The following is a 16,875-nucleotide window of genomic DNA, read 5'->3' as shown; positions in this document are numbered from 1 at the left end:
TGGGCTTGGTCGGGCCAATAGAAAGTATTGCGGCCTCGACAGTCTACGAAATCTCTTCCGAAGCGATCACCGCATTCCGCAGATACCGCACCGTCTTCATTCGCCAGAACCGGGAAAACAGCAGACCCGTGGTCGAGTCCGGGTGCCACGCGTCGTCTTCGAAGACTTCCAGCGTCCAGCGGTAATCCCTGCCGCCACGGGAATGCACTTCCAGGCGCGCGGTGTCGCTCAGTCCGAACGCGAAGCAGTTGAGTGCGGTCTCGATCTGGGTCGCATCGAAGTGCGCATGCCAGCCGTCCATGGAGACGGTGTATTCGCCGTCTCCTGAATGGAACGACACGGCGAAACCGTCGGGGGTTTGCGCCTTCACCGTGATCGAATCGCCGGTGTCCACCACCGACAGCCGTGGGTAGCCGCGCAGCTTCCTGCGGATCGCGTCCAGTGGAGAAGAAGCCCCCTCCGCAGCCGTGGACATGGCTATGCCTGCCCGTACAGCACTTCGGCCCGCTGGAACAGAATCCAACTCGTCGCGATGAACTTGTCCCCGCCCTTCGGACGATTGCCGCGATGGGTGTGGGTGAAGCCGGCGGGGGCGATCAGCAGCGAGCCGGTCTGCGGTTTGATCTTGCGGTCCTGGTACATGAATTCGGTTTCGCCTTCGTCGAACCCGTCGTTGAGGTACAGCGTCCACAGCAGATGCCGGTGCAGGGTCTCGCAGCTCGCGTCGCGCGGGTACTGCTCGCAGTGCCAGTACGGGTAGCCGCCTTCGTCGGCGCGGTACCACTGCAGGTTGATGCTCGCCGGGCGCAGGCAGGTGCGGATCAGTTCGACGAGGCCGGCGTCGTCCTTCGCGATCATGTCCTCGGCCGTCAGCCGCCGCAGTTTGCCGTCCGGGCCGGGTTGCTGGAGCATCAGCGGCGAGATCAGGGTCTGCGGGTATTCGCGCAGATAGCGGATCAGGCTGCCGAGCATGGCCATGTTCAGGGTTTCTTCGACCTGCTGCCATTCCGGGTTGCCGGTGATGGTGATGTCGCGGCTGTGCTTGAGTTCGGGATAGACGCCGCCGCCGACCTGTCCGGGGCGCAGTGCGCTGCTGTCGCGGATGTGTCCGACGATCTGGGCGCAGGTGTCGCGCGGCAAGGCCTCCGGGGTGATGGTGATGAAATCCTTGTCGTTCATGACGGTCGCTCCGTGGGGTGGGCGTCGAATGCAGGCAGGCTATGGCGTGACGCCCTGCTCCCGGACCGGGTCATGGCGGCAGGGTCTATTTTCACCTACCCGCAGGCCGCTGTCGTCTCGGGGCAGCAAGAGACGGGAAAGGGTGCTTTCGCCGCAGCGTTTTCCGCTAAGTGTTTGCCGGCGAACGCTTTCCCGGGCATAATGCGCGGCTCGTTACGCCCGGCCCGCTTCCATACGGCCGGAGGGCCGGTCCGCGATGCCGCCCGCCAGCGCAGCGACACCAAAACACATCCCGTCTCGCAAGGTGAACGTCCGGACCGATCCGTCGATCCGCGCCGACACCGGGGCCGCCGTCTCCCGGGCTATGGGAGGCCACCGCAGATCGCACGATCCGTCGCGCGTTCTTATCGATAGAGGTACGTATGTCCCGCGAATGCCAAGTGACCGGCAAGCGCGTGCAGAGCGGCAACAACGTCTCGCACGCCAACAACAAGACCCGCCGCCGCTTCATGCCCAATCTCCACGAACGCCGCTTCTGGGTGGCTTCCGAGAACCGCTGGGTGAAGCTCCGCGTCTCCGCCAATGCCCTGCGCACCATCGACAAGAACGGCATCGATGCCGTGCTCGCCGAACTCCGCGCACGCGGCGAAAAGATCTGAGGAGGATTCAACCATGGCTTCCAAACGCGACAAAATCCGCCTGATCTCTTCGGCCGGTACCGGTCATTTCTACACGACCGACAAGAACAAGAAGAACACGCCTGCCAAGATGGAGATCAAGAAGTACGATCCCGTCGTCCGCAAACACGTGATGTACAAGGAAGGGAAAATCAAATAAGTCTCGCGACTTGTTCGACGTCTTCCACGAAGCCCGCCATTTGGCGGGCTTCGTCGTTTAGGCGGCGCTCAAGACGTTTTTCCATCACGTAGTCGTCCATCACGTAACCGCTGCCGATGTCGAACACGGCCTCTTCACGGACGACGAATCCGGATTTCAGATACACCGCGATCGAATCGGTGTTGCCCTTGTTGACGGTCAGGTACAGCCGCGTCCGCCCCAGCTGGCGGGTCTTCTCTTCGACATGGCGCAACATGCGCCCACCCAGCCCTTTCCCTTTGTGCCCGGCAAGCAGGTACAGCTGCTCCAGCTTCATTGCATCCGCCTCTTCGCCCAGCGAACAGCTGCAATAACCGGCCGGCACGCCGTCGACGCGCAACATCCACAGCCAGCGTTCCTGCGAATCGATGTAGCCGCGCAGCCGTTCCGGCGCGTAGCGGCCGTCCAGCATGTAATCGATCTGCGCCATGCTGATCATCGACGAATAGTGCGCACGCCAGATGGTGTCGGCCAGTCGTGCGAGGGCGCCGAAATCGAATCCGGTCAGCCGGTCGAGACGAATGTCTTGAAGCATGGATAGTCCTGACGCGGCGCGCGACGATATCGCGGACAAGCGTATCCACCGCTGGGCGGCGGCACCAGTCGCCGCACCGTGGATTCAAACCCGCATCCGCACGAAACCCATCGTCCAGTTGGTTTCCCACGTGTTTCCGCCATCATCGGAAAACGCCTGCTCCCAGCGCGCAGCGTTCTCGTCGAGAGGTGTCCACGTGAAGCGCACCTTGATCGGCTTGCCATCCAGCATGTCGTCCGCGTGGAACAGGCCGACGCCGTCATCGAATCCCCCGATCACCGGCACGTCGAGCTGATGCGGCCTGCGTCCGTCGAGCCACCAGATCGCCCACAGCGCTGTCGTGGGATCGAACGAGCGCATGGCGACCGCCCGATACGGGCCATCGGGCGGTTCCAGCGCATTGTCTTCGAGATTGCCGAAACCGCCGAGGATCTTCCGGGTGGTCGAGGTGCCCTCGAATTCAAGCCACTCGCGACAACCCGCCAGCCGTTGCTTGAGACGGCGATGATGGACGCGCCAGTCACCGATGATGAAGTCGAAGCCGTCCGCGCCCGAAGCCGTCACGCCCGCGTCCAGTCCATGAACCACTGTCCCTGCCAGGTCTTGCCGTCGTCGTAAGACAGCGCCTGGTGCCAGCGGCAGGAGGTCGGCGTGATCCGGTCCCACACGCCGCGGACCTTGATCGGTTTGTCGCCGTCCATGTCGTCGGCGAGGAAAGTCCCCGCACCATCGACGAATACGCCGGTGGTGCCGGGCGTGGTCAGTACGCCGGATTTCGCATTGACCCAGAAGTCCGACCACAGGCGCTTTTCGACGTCGAGCAGACGCAGGCCCATGCCGCTGAAGTTGCGCGCGGGGATGCGCAGCTCTTCGACGCTGCCGACGCCACCGAGGATGGTCCAGCAGGTCGCCTCGCCTTCGAACTCGTCCCAGTCGTCGCTGCCCATGGTCTTCAGGCGGCGGTTCCGGATCTTCCACTCGCCGGCCAGGAAGTCGAAATCGCCGGGCTTGCCGTAGGGCGCCTCGGCGGCGGCCTCGGCTTCGGTCGTCGCGGCGAGGGCGGCGCCCGTTCCGGTGACGCAGACCGCCAGCCCGGCGGCGGCGGTTTTCAGCAGGGTGCGGCGGGAATCGTCGGCGGGTGTCTGGCTCATGGCGGTGCTCCGATCGGAAGAGGTGCCACGACCTTAGCCGCCGATACCTGACAACTCTCGTCAGGAATACACTCGCAATCTGGACACCGTGACCCGGAACGAGTTGCCATGCGCGCGAGCCGTCTGCTGTCGATCCTGATGCTGCTGCAGCTGCGCGACCGGCTGACCGCCGATGCGTTGGCGGCGGAGTTCGAGGTCTCGGTGCGCACGATCTATCGCGATATCGACAGACTCGCCGAGGCCGGGGTGCCGGTGTACGCCGATCGCGGCCCGGGTGGCGGCTTCCGGCTGGTCGATGGTTATCGCACCCGGCTGACCGGGCTGGCGGCGGACGAGGTGGAGGCGATGTTCATGATCGGCCTGCCCGGGCCGGCGGCAGCATTGGGCATGGGGCCGGCGGCATCGAATGCGGGCCGCAAGATGCTGGCCGCGCTGCCGCGATCCTCCGGCGACGTGGCCGGGCGGATGGGCGCGCGTTTCCATCTGGACCCGGTCGAGTGGTATCGCGACGACGAACCGCTGCAGCAGTTGCCCGCGATCGCCCGCGCGGTGCTCGACCAGACCGTGCTGGCGATGACCTACGACAGCTGGCGCGGCGTCCGCGAGCGCGTGGTGGAGCCGCTCGGCCTGGTGCTGAAAGCCGGTGCCTGGTATCTGGTCGCGCGCAGCGACGGCGTCGCGCGGATCTACAAGGTCGCGAACATCCTGCGGCACGAAGTCCGGGACACCCACTTCGAGCGTCCGCCCGACTTCGATCTCGCCACATGGTGGCCGGCGGAAACCACGCGCTTCGAAGCCGGGCTGCGCACCGGCACGGCACAGCTGCGAGCGACTGCACTGGGGTTGAAGCGGTTGTCGCAACTCGGTGCATTCGCGCAGCGCGCGGTGCAGACGGCGGCACCGGCCGACGACGAGGGTTGGTCGTGCCTGTCGCTGCCGATCGAGACCCTCGATCACGCCGCGCTGACCCTGCTCGGTATCGGTCCGGAGATCGAGGTGCTGGCACCGGACGCGCTCAGGCTCCGGTTGCGGGACCTCGCCGCCGAAGTCGTTCACCGCAGCACATGAGCGCCGCGACTTTCGTCGAAGCCACCCGCCCGCGCCAGCGCGCGCCGTACACTCGCCGGATTGCTGTTTCTTGAGGCGCGCATGATTCCAGGCTGGGTACTGCTGCTGGTGTCGCTGGGCTATGTGGGCGTGCTGTTCGCGGTGGCGTATCTGGGCGACCTGCGCGGCGCCGTGCCGCGTTGGCGCTGGGCGCGCCCGCTGATCTATTCGCTGGCGCTGGCGGTGTACTGCTCGTCGTGGACGTTCTACGGCGCGGTCGGTACCGCCGCGCGCACCGGGCTGGGCTTCCTGCCGATCTATCTCGGCCCGTTGCTGATGCTGATGTTCGGCTGGCGCATTCTCGAACGCCTCGCATTGATTTCCGGCGAACACCGCATCGTGTCGATCGCCGATTTCCTGTCGTCGCGCTACGGGCGCGCGCCCGGCCTCGCGGCGCTGGTTGCGGCAGTGGCGCTGATCGCTGCGGTGCCGTACGTCGCGCTGCAGTTCAAGGCGGTGGCGATGAGCGTCGAAGTGCTGGCGCCGGGCAGCGACGACGCGCTGTTCGCCGATCCCGCGCTGTATGTCGCGCTGTTGCTCGCGGTGTTCGCGATCCTGTTCGGCACGCGCCAGATCGACGCCACCGAGCATCATCGCGGCATGGTGCTGGCGGTGGCGCTGGAATCGCTGGTGAAACTGCTCGCGTTCGTCGCGATCGGCCTCTTCGCGCTGTTGCATCTGCCCGGCGATGCGCCGCTGGGCGTGCGCGTCGCCGAAGCCGCGCGCGTGGTGACCGCACCGGGATTGCCCACCGGCTTCATCGCCCAGACATTGATCGCGTTCGCCGCGATCATCTGCCTGCCGCGCCAGTTCCACGTTGCGGTGGTGGAGTGCCAGGATTCCGCCGATATCCGCCCGGCGCGCTGGCTGTTCGGCGGTTATCTCGTGATCTTCAGTCTGTTCGTCGTGCCGATCACGCTGGCGGGACAGTCGCTGTTGTCCGGCAGCGGCGTATCGCCCGACACCTATGTGCTCGCGCTGCCGCTGGCGCTGGATCAGGAAGCGCTGGCGCTGCTGGCCTACATCGGCGGATTTTCCGCGGCGACCGGCATGGTGATCGTGTCCAGCGTCGCGCTCTCGACGATGGTCAGCAACGATCTGGTGATGCCGCTGCTGCTGCGCAACGGCGTGCTGTCCGAAGGCGGCGGCATCGATCGGCAAGTGCTGTGGGTGCGACGCGTCACGATCCTCGCGCTGGCGCTGATGGCCTATGGTTATCACCGCAGCGCGGCGGCGGGCGACAGTCTTGCGCAGCATGGTCTGCTCGCGTTCGCGGCGGTGGCGCAATTCGCGCCGGCATTGATCGGTGGCCTGTACTGGCGTGGCGCCAGCCGTGCCGGTGCGTTCGCCGGATTGCTGCTCGGTGCGCTGACCTGGGCGTACACGCTGCTGTTGCCGGCGCTGGCGCAGAGCGGCGTGGTCGGCAGCGACTGGATCGAACACGGTCCGCTCGGCATCGCATGGCTGCGCCCGCGACAGTTGTTCGGCTTGACCGGCTGGGATCCGCTCACCCACGGCGTGTTCTGGTCGCTGCTGTTCAATGTCGGCGCGCTGTTCCTGGTCTCGGCGCAGCGTCGGCCGCGCTTGCAGGAACAATTGCTGGCCGCGACCTATCTCGACCCCTACGCGCAGCGCTCGCCGCTGGGTCCCGGCGGGTGGGCCGGCAGCATCCGCAGCGGCGACCTGCTGGCCTTGGCCGAACGCATCCTCGGCGAGCGTCACGCGCGCCGCGCTTTCGACGAATACGCGCTGAGCCAAGGGCGTCAATGGCAACCGGAACAACTCGCCGACCGCGCGCTGATGCAGTTCACCGAACGGCAGCTGGCGTCCGCGATCGGCGCGGCGTCGGCGCGGCTCACGCTCACCAGCGCGCTGCGCGGCTCCGGCATGGAGCTGGGCGAAGTGGTGTCGCTGCTCGACGAAGCCAGTCAGGAACTGCGCTTCAACCGTCAGGTGCTGTCGACCACGCTGGAGAACATCAGCCAGGGCGTGAGCGTGGTCGATGCCGACATGTGTCTCATCGCATGGAACCGTCGATACCAGGACATGCTCGGCTATCCGGACGGCATGCTCTACGTCGGACGGCCGATCGCCGAACTGATCCGCTGGAATGCCGAACGTGCGGAATTGAGCGTCGCCGATCCGGCCATCATCGACGATATCGAAGAGCAGGTGCGCCGCCGCCTGGAGCATCTGCGCGTGGGCCAGCCGTACGTGTATCAACGCGTGCGCGGCAACGGACAGGTGATCGAAATGCGTGGACAGCCGCTGCCGGGCGGCGGTTACGTCACCAGCTTCAGCGACATCACCGACTACAAGCGCGCCGAGCAGGCGCTGCGCGATATCAACGAAACCCTGGAACATCGCGTCGAACTGCGCACCCGCGAGGCCGAGGCCGCGCAGCAGTCGAAGACGCGCTTCCTCGCGGCGGTGAGTCATGACGTGCTGCAGCCGTTGAACGCCGCGCGCCTGTTCGCATCGGCGCTGCGCGAAACCACCGACAACGACGAGCGCACGCACCTGGCCGAACGCGTCGACACCGCACTGCGCGCGGCCGAGGATCTGCTCGACGGCCTGCTCGACGTATCGCGGCTCGATGCCGGTGCGCTGCAGCCCGAGCTCACCCATTTCGACGCCGCCGAACTGCTGCAGGAACTCGCCGCGCAGTACGCACCCAGTGCCGCCGGTCGCGGTCTCGCGCTGCGCGTGCACGCGGGCACGGATGTATTCGTGCGCAGCGACCGTCGTCTGCTGCGCCGCGCACTGCAGAACTTCCTCGCCAACGCCTTGCGCTACACCCGCGAGGGCGGCGTGCTGCTCGGTCTGCGTCGTCGCGGGGAACAGATCGAATGCCAGGTGTGGGACACCGGCCCCGGCATTCCCGAACATCATCTGACCCAGATCTTCGAGGAATTCCGTCGTTTCGACCAACCCGGCGTCGGTGGCGAACGCGGCCTGGGCCTCGGTCTTTCCATCTGCCAGCGCATCGCGCGCACGCTCGATCATCCGCTGCGCGTGAACTCGCGCGTGGGCAGCGGCAGCGTGTTCTCGATCCGCGTACCGGTCGGCGTCGTCACCCGGCAACCGGTGCTGCGCGAGATCGTGCCGGCTTCCGACGCGCTCGCCGGCCTGCGCGTGCTCTGCGTCGACAACGACCCGGAAATCCTCGACGGCATGCGCGCCCTGCTCGGCCGCTGGAAAGCGATCGCACTCACCGCCGCGACCGTCGACGAAGCGCTGGCGCATATCGACAGCAGCGATCCCGAATCGCTACCGGATGTCGCCCTCGTCGATTACCACCTGCACGACCGGCTCGACGGCCTCGGCGTGATCGCCGAACTGCGTCGACGCGCGAAGCGCGATCTGCCCGCTGCATTGTTGACCGGCGATGGCAGCGACACGCTGAAACATGCCGCGCGCGAATACGGATGCGCGGTGTTGACCAAGCCGGTGAAGCCGGCGTCGTTAAGGGCTTGGTTGGGGGCGTGGGGATGAGGCTGTTAGATGTTGCAGGTTTGCTGTTTTTGACGGGTTTTTTCTAGACGTGCAGGCTGCTGATATGCCCAAATGTGGCGACATCCGTAGTTAGGGCTCGAATTCAATGACCATTGCACTCCGGACATTCGATCAATGCTTGTCCATTGCCAAAGAATCAGGAAAAATGCATGCGCTGCTGGGAAATGGGTTCAGCCGCGCGTGTCGGAATGACATCTTTTCGTACGCAGCCCTCTTTGACCGAGCCGACTTTGCTGGTCTATCGCCACACTGCCGAAAGGCATTTGACGCTCTAGGCACCACAGATTTCGAGATCGTTATCAGGGCGCTCAATTCAGCAGCCACAATTCTCGAAACCTATTCATCGGCAAGCGCTGCACTCGCGGCGACTCTCCGAGAGGATTCAATAAAGCTCCGGGAAGTTCTGGTAGCGGCTATTGCAGGCAGTCACCCTAACTGGCCGGGAGAAATTGATTCCGACGCATATCATGCATGTAAGTGCTTTTTAGAGAACTTTGAACGTGTTTACACGCTCAATTACGACCTCCTCCTCTACTGGGCATACATGCAGGAAGAGATCGAGCCTCTCCTAAATTGCGACGATGGTTTCCGTCATCCTGATACGGGTCCAGAGGAATACGTCACGTGGGAGGTCGAAAACAGCCATGATCAAAAGATCTACTACCTCCATGGAGCGCTTCACCTGTTCGATGCTGGCGCTGAGTTACAGAAGTACACATGGAAGAATACGGGGGTGAGGCTTAAGGAGCAGATTCGTTCTGCTCTCGCGGAATCTAAATACCCGCTCTTTGTGTCTGAAGGCACATCACGAGAGAAACTAGAGCGAATAAAACATAGCGGTTACCTTCATCGTGGTCTAGCGAGCATGCCGAAGGTCACCGGATCAATGTTTGTGTATGGTCTATCCTTTGCGCCGAACGATGAACATGTAATCCGAATGCTTGAAATTGGGAAAATCGGAAGACTGTTTGTTGGCGTCTACGGAGACCCTAACGCGCAGCACAACGCCGAAATGATTGCACGTGCGCGCAAGATTGCTCAAGCTAGGGCGACGCGAACTAGTGGCAGAAAACGCGCACAAGAATTGGAAGTGCACTTCTACGACGCACAGTCGGCAAGAGTGTGGGGTTGAGCGGCGGAATGAAGATCCCCGTTGGAGTCTAGTGAGGAGTGGCGTAGCCCGGGTAAGGCCAAAGGCCGCACCCGGGATCTTCCGAGAGTCATGCATCGCTTGGCCCCGGGTACGCGCGATGCGCGCACCCGGGCTACTCGGAACCGTGGAGCGCATGGGCGAAAATGAGCGCTCTGAATTTCACAAACGTCGTGGTTCGTTCGATGATCGGGATCGCTGCGCTCCACCCATCCTACGGAAAGCGTCGCTGGCGGCAACGAGAGCCATAAACACGTGGCGGCTTGACTCGTGCCTTCGCTTTGCGGAATTCTTGCGGATCATATTGATCCGGAAAAAAACGATGAGCACCGTCAACGGCTGGGGCACGATGTTCTACGGGTGGCGTCATGCCCCGGATGCGCCTTCGACGGCGACGCGGTGGTTCACGGCGTTCTATCTGCCCATTGTTCCCTTGTCCCGGCATCGTCTGACCGCGACCACCGATTTCGATCGGGAACGCCTCGCCGCATCGCCATCGGACATCGCGCTCGCGATGGTCGGGCATGCGTCGCGGACGGACACCTTCGCGATGGATGCGAAGCTGCCGCTGCATCTTCCCGACATTCTCGTGACCTATCTGAAAGCCTACGTCGCCCTGCCGCTGCTGATGGCGTGGCCTTGGCTGCTGGCGGTGTTGGCGCGACAGATGTTCGGTGTGCATCCCGAGTGGGAAGAGACGGCCTGGTTCATGCCCGCCATCCTCGTGTTCGTCGGTGTCGCGTTGATCAACGCGATCGTGGTGCCCATGTGGGCGATCCAGCGTGCCCGGGGCTATCGCGGCGGATTCTTCAAGAAGCGTCATTGATCCGGCCAAAGAGGTTTGAACGAAACCGCCTGCGCGCGCGCGGCGACGGCATCCAGAATGTTCGGGCCGGAGATCAAACGTCGCGCGGATCCCATTGGCGCAATTCCGGTGGTCGTCTCCGGCACGGTGTTTCCGCACGGTTCCGACACTCGCCAGTTCATGAATTGGCCGTATTTCCGTGGTAAGTTCGTTTCCGGTTGAACTCACGCCCTGTTCAAGGCAGTCATCCCGTCCAATGGAAATGCACGTGCCCGATCGTCTCGATGGCGTCCCCATCCGTGCGGCATCCCGGACATCCGTTCAGGGTGTCCCGCTCCCGTACCGTTTCCTGCGCCTGCGCGCCTGCGCGCGGGGCTTCGCGATCGTCCTCCTTCTTTCCCTATCGGCCTGTGCCATGCAAACCACTTCCAATTTCGATACTGCCGCCTGGAAATCCCAACGCGGTGTCGCTGCCCAACAGAACCAGCGCGGCCCGATGCTGGCGTCGGCGGAGAAAGCCGTGCAGGTGGGGATGCCGCGCGACGAAGTGATCGCGCTGCTTGGCGAACCCGATATCCGCGATGCGGCAGCCGCGACCGATCTCTACGAGCTCGGCGTCGCGCGCTATGGCATCGACGAGGAGTTCTTCGAGATCACCTACCAGGATGGGAAGGTCGCGTCCCATCGCTGGGGACGCCGATAAGCGTCGCGCCCGACACAAGATTGAATCAAACGACTGAACAACACGACCGCGTAAGGAGTCTCCGATGGCGAACGAACGGCCCGATCTCACCAGTGTCCGCACCCAGTATCAGGTCGCCGACGACACGATGATCGACTATCACCCGCGTGCGTTCGGCGCGATCGATATTCCGTTCACCAACGCGGTCAAGGTGACGAAGACCGAAGGCGCACTGCTCGACGAATTGACCTTCAGTCGCGGCCTGGTCGGCCTGCAGGATTTCAGCGGCATCAAGGACCGCGCCTTCAGCGAAGGCGACAAGCGTTTCCCGAACAACCCGCTTCCCGACAACATTCCCCCGGATCGCGCGCGCGAATGGCAGGGCAACGATGGGCATCGCGACGCGTTCCGTCACGCCTACTGGAATGCGTTGATGACGCAGCAGTACGGCGAGCAATGGACCAAGGCCTTCGCGACCGCGCACGAAGGTCTGCCCGGCAACACCGCCAATCGCGAAGCGATGGATCTGTACAACAACGAGGTGGGGCGCTCGATCGGCGCCGCCAACAGGAACGCCACGCCCGAACAGCTGGCCAATCTGGTCGAGCAGTCCTTGAATCAGGGCAAGCTGGTGGTGGTGGACCGCAACGGCAGCCTGGAATGGAGCGACCGCGTCGTCAAAGGACAGCACGGACTTGCGCCGAACGAAGTGCTCGGGCCGAACCTCGGCACGCCCGGCGTGGTGGCACCCACCCTCAGCTACAACGCCGCACCGGTGACGCCGGGGCAGCAGGGCACCATGTTGGCCGCTGCGGACGCGGCGCCGAATGTCGACCGGATGCGCCAGGACCCGATGTACGGCCAGGTGGTGACCGCGATGCAGGCCAAAGGTCTGGAAGGCGATGCGATGGCCGCGAATCTCTACGCCGCCGCGACCCGCGAGCGCCTGACCGGCGTGACCAATATCGAAGTCGGCAAACCGGTGAACGATGCCAACGGCAATCCGGACCGCAATCTGTTCGTGTTCGACGGCAACAACGGCCCGCTCGGTCCGAATCACGCCAGGGTCAGCGAGAATCAGGCCCGCGAAACGCCGGTCGAAGTCGCGGCCAACAATGCGATCGATGCGCGGAACCAGCTTGCGGCGGCGCCCGAGCAGGAACCGCGCAAACCGGTTTCGATGACCGCCTGAACCAAGTTCCGTTGCAAAGCGTGCACGCCCGGCGCGAATCGGGCGTCTCCGCTTCTGTGGACCGACCATCCATGGACTGGTCGCCTGCGAATCAATTCGGTATGGAGTTTCCGGTCGTGCCCGAACACAAGCCCGTCGATCGCGAACACGTGAACGTGCTGTTCGTCTGCAGCCGCAACCAATGGCGCAGCCCCACCGCAGAGCGCATGTTCAAGGGACATCCGGTGATCATTGCCCGCTCGGCCGGCACCAGTCTCAGCGCAAGACACCGCATCTCGCATGTGGACATCGACTGGGCGGACGTGATCATGGTGATGGAAGACAAACACCGCGAGCGCATCGTCGCCGACTACGCGCAGTTGATCGCGCACACCCCGATCCACGTGCTCGATATCCCGGACGAGTACAAGTACATGGATCCGGAGTTGATCGACATGCTGGAGCAGACGGTGGAGCCGATGCTGTTCGCGTAGCGCATCTTCGCAAAGCATGATCGATCGATGGATTGGAACAATGAACGACACCACAGACTCAGAGTCGTCACTTCCCGCTTCCCGCGCCGAATTCGATGAGTGGAGAGCGCCCCGCTCTGGTTCCGGGAATCCCACCAGGATGGATAATCCGGTTTGGACCTGGCTGGTGAGATCGAAAATCAGCGCTTACGAAGCCGTTGATCGATACGGTGCAGGCAGTGCGTTCGAAAACGGGCCGACATGGTGCTTTGACCGCTACGGTCAGTCCATCACGTTGATGCCGGACGGCCGCAAGATCCATATCGGCGGAGAGCACGAGGATTACTACGATCCGGATTTCCATATCTACAATGATGTCGTGGTCGTCGACGCGTCGGGTAACGTGTCGATCTATGGCTATCCCACAGAGGTGTTCCCACCCACGGATTTCCACAGTGCGACGCTGGTCGGCACCGACATCTATGTGATCGGCAGACTGGGATATCAGCAGGAACGACTGGAAAAGATCGATGCGATACGCATCCTGGACACAATGACTTACCGCTTCCGGAGCCTGCCGACATCCGGGGACATGCCACCATGGCTGCATGGACATGTCGCAGAATTGGATGCGGATGGGAAACACATCTGCATCACCGGAGGGACGGTCCATCACGATGTTGCGCTGATCCTGGTCGAGAATCTGGATACTTGGAAACTGTGTCTGGATACAGGTGTCTGGACACATGTCGCGCGACGGCAATGGCAGCGTTGGAAATTCGCGTGCGAAGAGGCTCGCTGTAACGCCTTGTGGGAAATCCGCCAAATGCTCTGGAACAGAAGCGTGGGTTGGATGAAGGAGTGGGAAGAGTCCAAGCTGTCGCTCGCAACGGAGCTTGGCCCAAGCGCCGAACCCGAAAGGATTGCCGAGCTTTACAGTCCGCCCGTGCCGCACACGCCGATCAAAAGCAGAGATGAGGAATTCAACGTGCACCGTATTTCTGTCGAAGGCGTTACCGTGCGCTACATCGAGGATATGACCAGCATCGTGATGACCATCGAGGGACAGCTTCCGGACAGAACGATCAATACGCTGATCGATGACCTGTGCCGAAAACTGTCGATCGTCGAGGGCATAAACCATGCGGCAACAAAAATCGATCGTTGAGAAGAGCATGACAGCTAAGCACTACACCGACACCGCGTTCACGCAATGCCCGTATTGCGGCGAAGACATCGAGATCGTCGTCGACGGCTCGGTGGATCATCAACAGTATGTCGAGGACTGCAGCGTGTGCTGCCGGCCGATCGTGTTCACCGTCGTCGCCGAAGACGGTGAAGTGCTGAGCGTGGATGCGCGTTCGGAAGACGACTGAGCGCAGGATGGCCGAGCGCCGGACCGCCGGCCGTCAGTCTTCTTCCGGCGGCGGCATCACCGCTTCGGGATCGATCGCGAGCTTGCCGGCGATCAGCACCGCCTGGGTGCGGTTGTTGGCGCCGAGTTTGCGCAGGATCGCGGTCATGTGCGCCTTGATCGTGGCTTCGGAAACGCCGAGCTCGTAGGCGATCTGTTTGTTGAGCAGGCCATCGCCCAGCATCTGCAGCACGCGGAACTGCTGTGGGGTGAGGTCGCGGACGCGCTGCGCGGCATCGTGTTCTTCCGCGCCGGCGGCGGGCGCCTTCAATGCGGACGCTGGCGCCCAGCGGTCGCCGGAGAGCACCGCGTCGATGGCTTCGCCGAGGGTCGCGGCATCGGCGGATTTCGGCAGGAAGCCGACCGCGCCATGATCCAGCGCGCGGCGCATCACCGCAGGCTCTTCGCGCGCGGACACCACCATGATCGGCAGCTGCGGGAAGTGCGCGCGCAGGTGCACCAGCGCGCTGAAGCCGTGCGCACCGGGCATGTTGAGATCGAGCAGCAGCAGATCGGCGTCGGGCTCGCGTTCGATCAGCGCATACAGCGCGTCCACGCTGTCGGCCTCGCGCAGGATCGCGTCGGGCAGCGCGCGCGCCACCGCGTTGCGCAGCGCTTCGCGGAACAGCGGGTGGTCGTCGGCGACGAGAACAGTAGGCATAAGCGGTGGCCGTGCGATGGCGTCCCGCCCAAGGTAACGCAGACCGGCGGCCGTCACCAATGGTGGCGGCCGGTTCATGGCGGTGTGCTCACTTCACCAGCCGTTCGTCGACCAGCGACTTGACGACCGAAGGATCGGCCAGGGTCGAGGTGTCGCCCAGCTGGTCGGGCGCGTTTTCGGCGATCTTGCGCAGGATGCGGCGCATGATCTTGCCGGAGCGGGTCTTCGGCAGACCGGGCGCCCACTGCAGGAAGTCCGGTGTGGCGATCGGCCCGATCTGCTTGCGCACGTGCGCCACCAGCGCCTTGCGCAGCTCTTCGCTGGGCGCTTCCCCCGCGACGAGGGTGACGTAGGCGTAGATGCCCTGGCCCTTGATGTCGTGGGTGAAGCCGACCACCGCCGCTTCGGCGACCTTCGGATGCGAGACCAGCGCACTTTCGACTTCGGCGGTGCCGATCCGGTGGCCGCTGACGTTGATCACGTCGTCGACGCGGCCGGTGATCCAGTAATAGCCGTCCTCGTCGCGGCGACAGCCGTCGCCGGTGAAGTACATGCCCGGATAGGTCTTGAAGTAGGTATCGATGAAACGCGGGTGGTCGCCGTAGACCGTGCGCATCTGGCCCGGCCACGAATCGAGCAGCACGAGATTGCCCTCCGTCGCGCCGTCGAGCAGCGCGCCGTTGGCGTCGACCAGCGCGGGCTGCACGCCGAAGAACGGTTTGCTGGCCGAGCCGGGTTTCAGATCGGTCGCGCCGGGCAGCGGCGAAATCAGGACGCCGCCGGTTTCGGTCTGCCACCAGGTATCGACGATCGGACAGCGACCTTCGCCGACCACGTCGTAGTACCAGCGCCAGGCTTCGGGATTGATCGGTTCGCCGACCGAGCCCAGCACGCGGATGGACGCGCGCGAGGTCCTCTTCACCGGCGCCTCGCCTTCGCGCATCAGCGCGCGGATCGCGGTCGGTGCGGTGTAGAAGATCGTGACCTGGTGCTTGTCGACGACTTCCCAGAAGCGCGAGACCGTCGGGTAATTCGGTACGCCCTCGAACACGACCGCGGTGGCGCCGTTGGCGAGCGGACCGTAGGCGATGTAGCTGTGGCCGGTGACCCAGCCGACGTCGGCGGTACACCAGTAGATGTCGTCTTCGCGCAGATCGAACACGCATTCGTGGGTGTAGCTGGCCCACACCAGATAGCCGCCGGTGGAGTGCAGCACGCCTTTCGGCTTGCCGGTGCTGCCCGAGGTGTAGAGGATGAACAGCGGATCTTCCGCATTCATGCGTTCGGGTTCGCAGCTGGCGGGCTGATCGTCCACCACCGCGTCGTACCAGCGGTCGCGCGGCATCTGCATGCCGATCGCGCCACCGGTGTGGCGGATCACCAGAACGGTTTCGACCGAATCGGTGCCGGGCATCTTCAGCGCGGCATTGACGTTTTCCTTCAGCGGCACGCTCTTGCCGCCGCGCAGGCCTTCGTCGGCGGTGATCACGACCCTGGTGCCGCAGTCGGCGATGCGATCGGCGATGGACTGCGGCGAGAATCCGCCGAACACCACCGAGTGGATCGCGCCGATCCGCGCGCAGGCCTGCATCGCGACCACGGCGTCGGGAATCATCGGCAGATAGATGGTGACTCGATCGCCCTTCTTCACGCCGAGATGGCGCAGTGCATTGCCGAGCTTGCACACGCGTTCGTAGAGTTCGCGATAACTGATGCGCTGCGACGGTGTCGCCGGATCGTCCGGTTCGAAGATCAGCGCGGTCTTGTCGCCGCGCGTCGCGAGATGGCGATCGAGGCAGTTGACGCTGGCGTTGAGTTCGCCGTCGGCGTACCAATGGATGTGGAAGTCTTCGACATGGAAGCTCACGTCCTTGATCTGCGTGGGTGCCTTGAACCAGTCGAGGCGCTGCGCGATCTTGCCCCAATAGGCGTCCGGGTCGGCGATGGATGCGGCGTAATCGCGTTCGTAATCTTCGCGTCGGATGCGCGATGCGGCGGCGAAATCGGCGGGCACCGGATAGATGGACTGGGCGTTGTCGTTCTGCGACATGAGGCGTTCCTCCGCGGTTGGTATGGGATCCGCAGTGGTCACAGTGTGCCGCATGCGCGGCGTTTTGCAGTGCAGCAACGTGCTTAGACCATGGTCGAAAAACCC

At 63.7% G+C, this 16,875-nt stretch carries 19 protein-coding genes; 12 read left to right on the top strand and 7 right to left on the bottom strand.

The window, feature by feature from the left end; genetic code table 11:
• Positions 1–43: 43 nt before the first annotated feature.
• Positions 44–475 carry a hypothetical protein gene (locus HOP03_07625; GenBank protein NOT88035.1) on the bottom strand — a complete coding sequence of 144 codons (432 nt, stop codon included), beginning with the start codon at positions 473–475 and terminating at the stop codon, positions 44–46.
• A 2-nt stretch (positions 476–477) separates the two neighbouring features.
• Positions 478–1,179: a 2OG-Fe(II) oxygenase gene (locus HOP03_07620; protein NOT88034.1), complete on the bottom strand. Its 702-nt coding sequence runs from the start codon at positions 1,177–1,179 to the stop codon at positions 478–480.
• Positions 1,180–1,601: 422 nt separating this feature from the next.
• On the opposite strand from HOP03_07620, the gene rpmB reads away from it, so the two are divergent.
• Both rpmB and rpmG read left to right on the top strand, forming a co-directional pair.
• Entirely contained in the window at positions 1,602–1,838 is a 237-nt protein-coding gene (gene rpmB / locus HOP03_07615; GenBank protein ID NOT88033.1) for a 50S ribosomal protein L28, read from the top strand.
• Between the two features lie 13 nt (positions 1,839–1,851).
• Positions 1,852–2,016 (top strand): 50S ribosomal protein L33, encoded by a 165-nt coding sequence (rpmG, locus tag HOP03_07610; protein NOT88032.1) that lies wholly within the window; start codon positions 1,852–1,854, stop codon positions 2,014–2,016.
• Here rpmG and HOP03_07605 read toward each other — a convergent pair.
• The 3 genes from HOP03_07605 to HOP03_07595 form a co-directional block, all read right to left on the bottom strand.
• A complete protein-coding gene (locus HOP03_07605; protein ID NOT88031.1) occupies positions 2,009–2,590 on the bottom strand; it encodes a GNAT family N-acetyltransferase in 582 nt (193 codons plus the stop codon). The genes rpmG and HOP03_07605 overlap by 8 nt on opposite strands.
• An 84-nt stretch (positions 2,591–2,674) precedes the next feature.
• Positions 2,675–3,166 (bottom strand): DUF1579 domain-containing protein, encoded by a 492-nt coding sequence (locus HOP03_07600; GenBank protein ID NOT88030.1) that lies wholly within the window; start codon positions 3,164–3,166, stop codon positions 2,675–2,677.
• Positions 3,151–3,741 (bottom strand): hypothetical protein, encoded by a 591-nt coding sequence (locus tag HOP03_07595; GenBank protein ID NOT88029.1) that lies wholly within the window; start codon positions 3,739–3,741, stop codon positions 3,151–3,153. The genes HOP03_07600 and HOP03_07595 overlap by 16 nt, the downstream gene beginning before the upstream one ends.
• Positions 3,742–3,849: 108 nt before the next feature.
• Here HOP03_07595 and HOP03_07590 point away from each other — a divergent pair, with 108 nt between their 5' ends.
• The 10 genes from HOP03_07590 to HOP03_07545 all read left to right on the top strand — a co-directional run bounded on the left by HOP03_07590 (position 3,850) and on the right by HOP03_07545 (position 14,021).
• Positions 3,850–4,809, top strand: coding sequence for a WYL domain-containing protein (locus HOP03_07590; GenBank protein NOT88028.1), 960 nt, complete (start codon positions 3,850–3,852; stop codon positions 4,807–4,809).
• Positions 4,810–4,890: 81 nt separating this feature from the next.
• Positions 4,891–8,343: a hybrid sensor histidine kinase/response regulator gene (locus HOP03_07585; protein NOT88027.1), complete on the top strand. Its 3,453-nt coding sequence runs from the start codon at positions 4,891–4,893 to the stop codon at positions 8,341–8,343.
• A 112-nt stretch (positions 8,344–8,455) separates the two neighbouring features.
• The gene (locus HOP03_07580) at positions 8,456–9,496 is read left to right on the top strand and encodes a DUF4917 family protein (protein NOT88026.1); all 1,041 of its coding nucleotides are present in this window, start codon (positions 8,456–8,458) and stop codon (positions 9,494–9,496) included.
• Positions 9,497–9,836: 340 nt separating this feature from the next.
• A complete protein-coding gene (locus HOP03_07575) occupies positions 9,837–10,340 on the top strand; it encodes a hypothetical protein (GenBank protein NOT88025.1) in 504 nt (167 codons plus the stop codon).
• 15 nt (positions 10,341–10,355) lie between these two features.
• Positions 10,356–10,541, top strand: coding sequence for a hypothetical protein (locus HOP03_07570; protein ID NOT88024.1), 186 nt, complete (start codon positions 10,356–10,358; stop codon positions 10,539–10,541).
• Between the two features lie 46 nt (positions 10,542–10,587).
• Positions 10,588–11,022, top strand: coding sequence for a hypothetical protein (locus HOP03_07565; protein ID NOT88023.1), 435 nt, complete (start codon positions 10,588–10,590; stop codon positions 11,020–11,022).
• Positions 11,023–11,086: 64 nt separating this feature from the next.
• Positions 11,087–12,193, top strand: a complete 1,107-nt coding sequence (locus HOP03_07560; protein ID NOT88022.1) for a hypothetical protein — start codon at positions 11,087–11,089, stop codon at positions 12,191–12,193.
• A 101-nt stretch (positions 12,194–12,294) separates the two neighbouring features.
• The gene (locus tag HOP03_07555; protein NOT88021.1) at positions 12,295–12,666 is read left to right on the top strand and encodes a phosphotyrosine protein phosphatase; all 372 of its coding nucleotides are present in this window, start codon (positions 12,295–12,297) and stop codon (positions 12,664–12,666) included.
• A gap of 40 nt (positions 12,667–12,706) precedes the next feature.
• On the top strand, positions 12,707–13,813 hold the full coding sequence (locus HOP03_07550; GenBank protein NOT88020.1) for a hypothetical protein: 1,107 nt from the start codon (positions 12,707–12,709) through the stop codon (positions 13,811–13,813).
• Positions 13,814–13,820: 7 nt separating this feature from the next.
• Complete coding sequence (locus HOP03_07545) at positions 13,821–14,021, top strand: CPXCG motif-containing cysteine-rich protein (GenBank protein ID NOT88019.1); 201 nt, start codon at positions 13,821–13,823, stop codon at positions 14,019–14,021.
• A gap of 33 nt (positions 14,022–14,054) precedes the next feature.
• Here the strand turns inward: HOP03_07545 and HOP03_07540 are convergent, their stop codons facing one another.
• Together HOP03_07540 and acs are read right to left on the bottom strand one after the other, a co-directional pair.
• On the bottom strand, positions 14,055–14,720 hold the full coding sequence (locus HOP03_07540) for a response regulator transcription factor (GenBank protein NOT88018.1): 666 nt from the start codon (positions 14,718–14,720) through the stop codon (positions 14,055–14,057).
• A gap of 88 nt (positions 14,721–14,808) precedes the next feature.
• On the bottom strand, positions 14,809–16,824 hold the full coding sequence (acs, locus tag HOP03_07535; GenBank protein NOT88017.1) for an acetate--CoA ligase: 2,016 nt from the start codon (positions 16,822–16,824) through the stop codon (positions 14,809–14,811).
• Positions 16,825–16,875: the final 51 nt, after the last annotated feature.

The sequence above is a fragment of the Lysobacter sp. genome (genome assembly GCA_013141175.1).
Taxonomy (GTDB): Bacteria; Pseudomonadota; Gammaproteobacteria; order Xanthomonadales; family Xanthomonadaceae; genus Lysobacter_I.
This window is presented reverse-complemented; position numbering and strand designations above follow the sequence as displayed.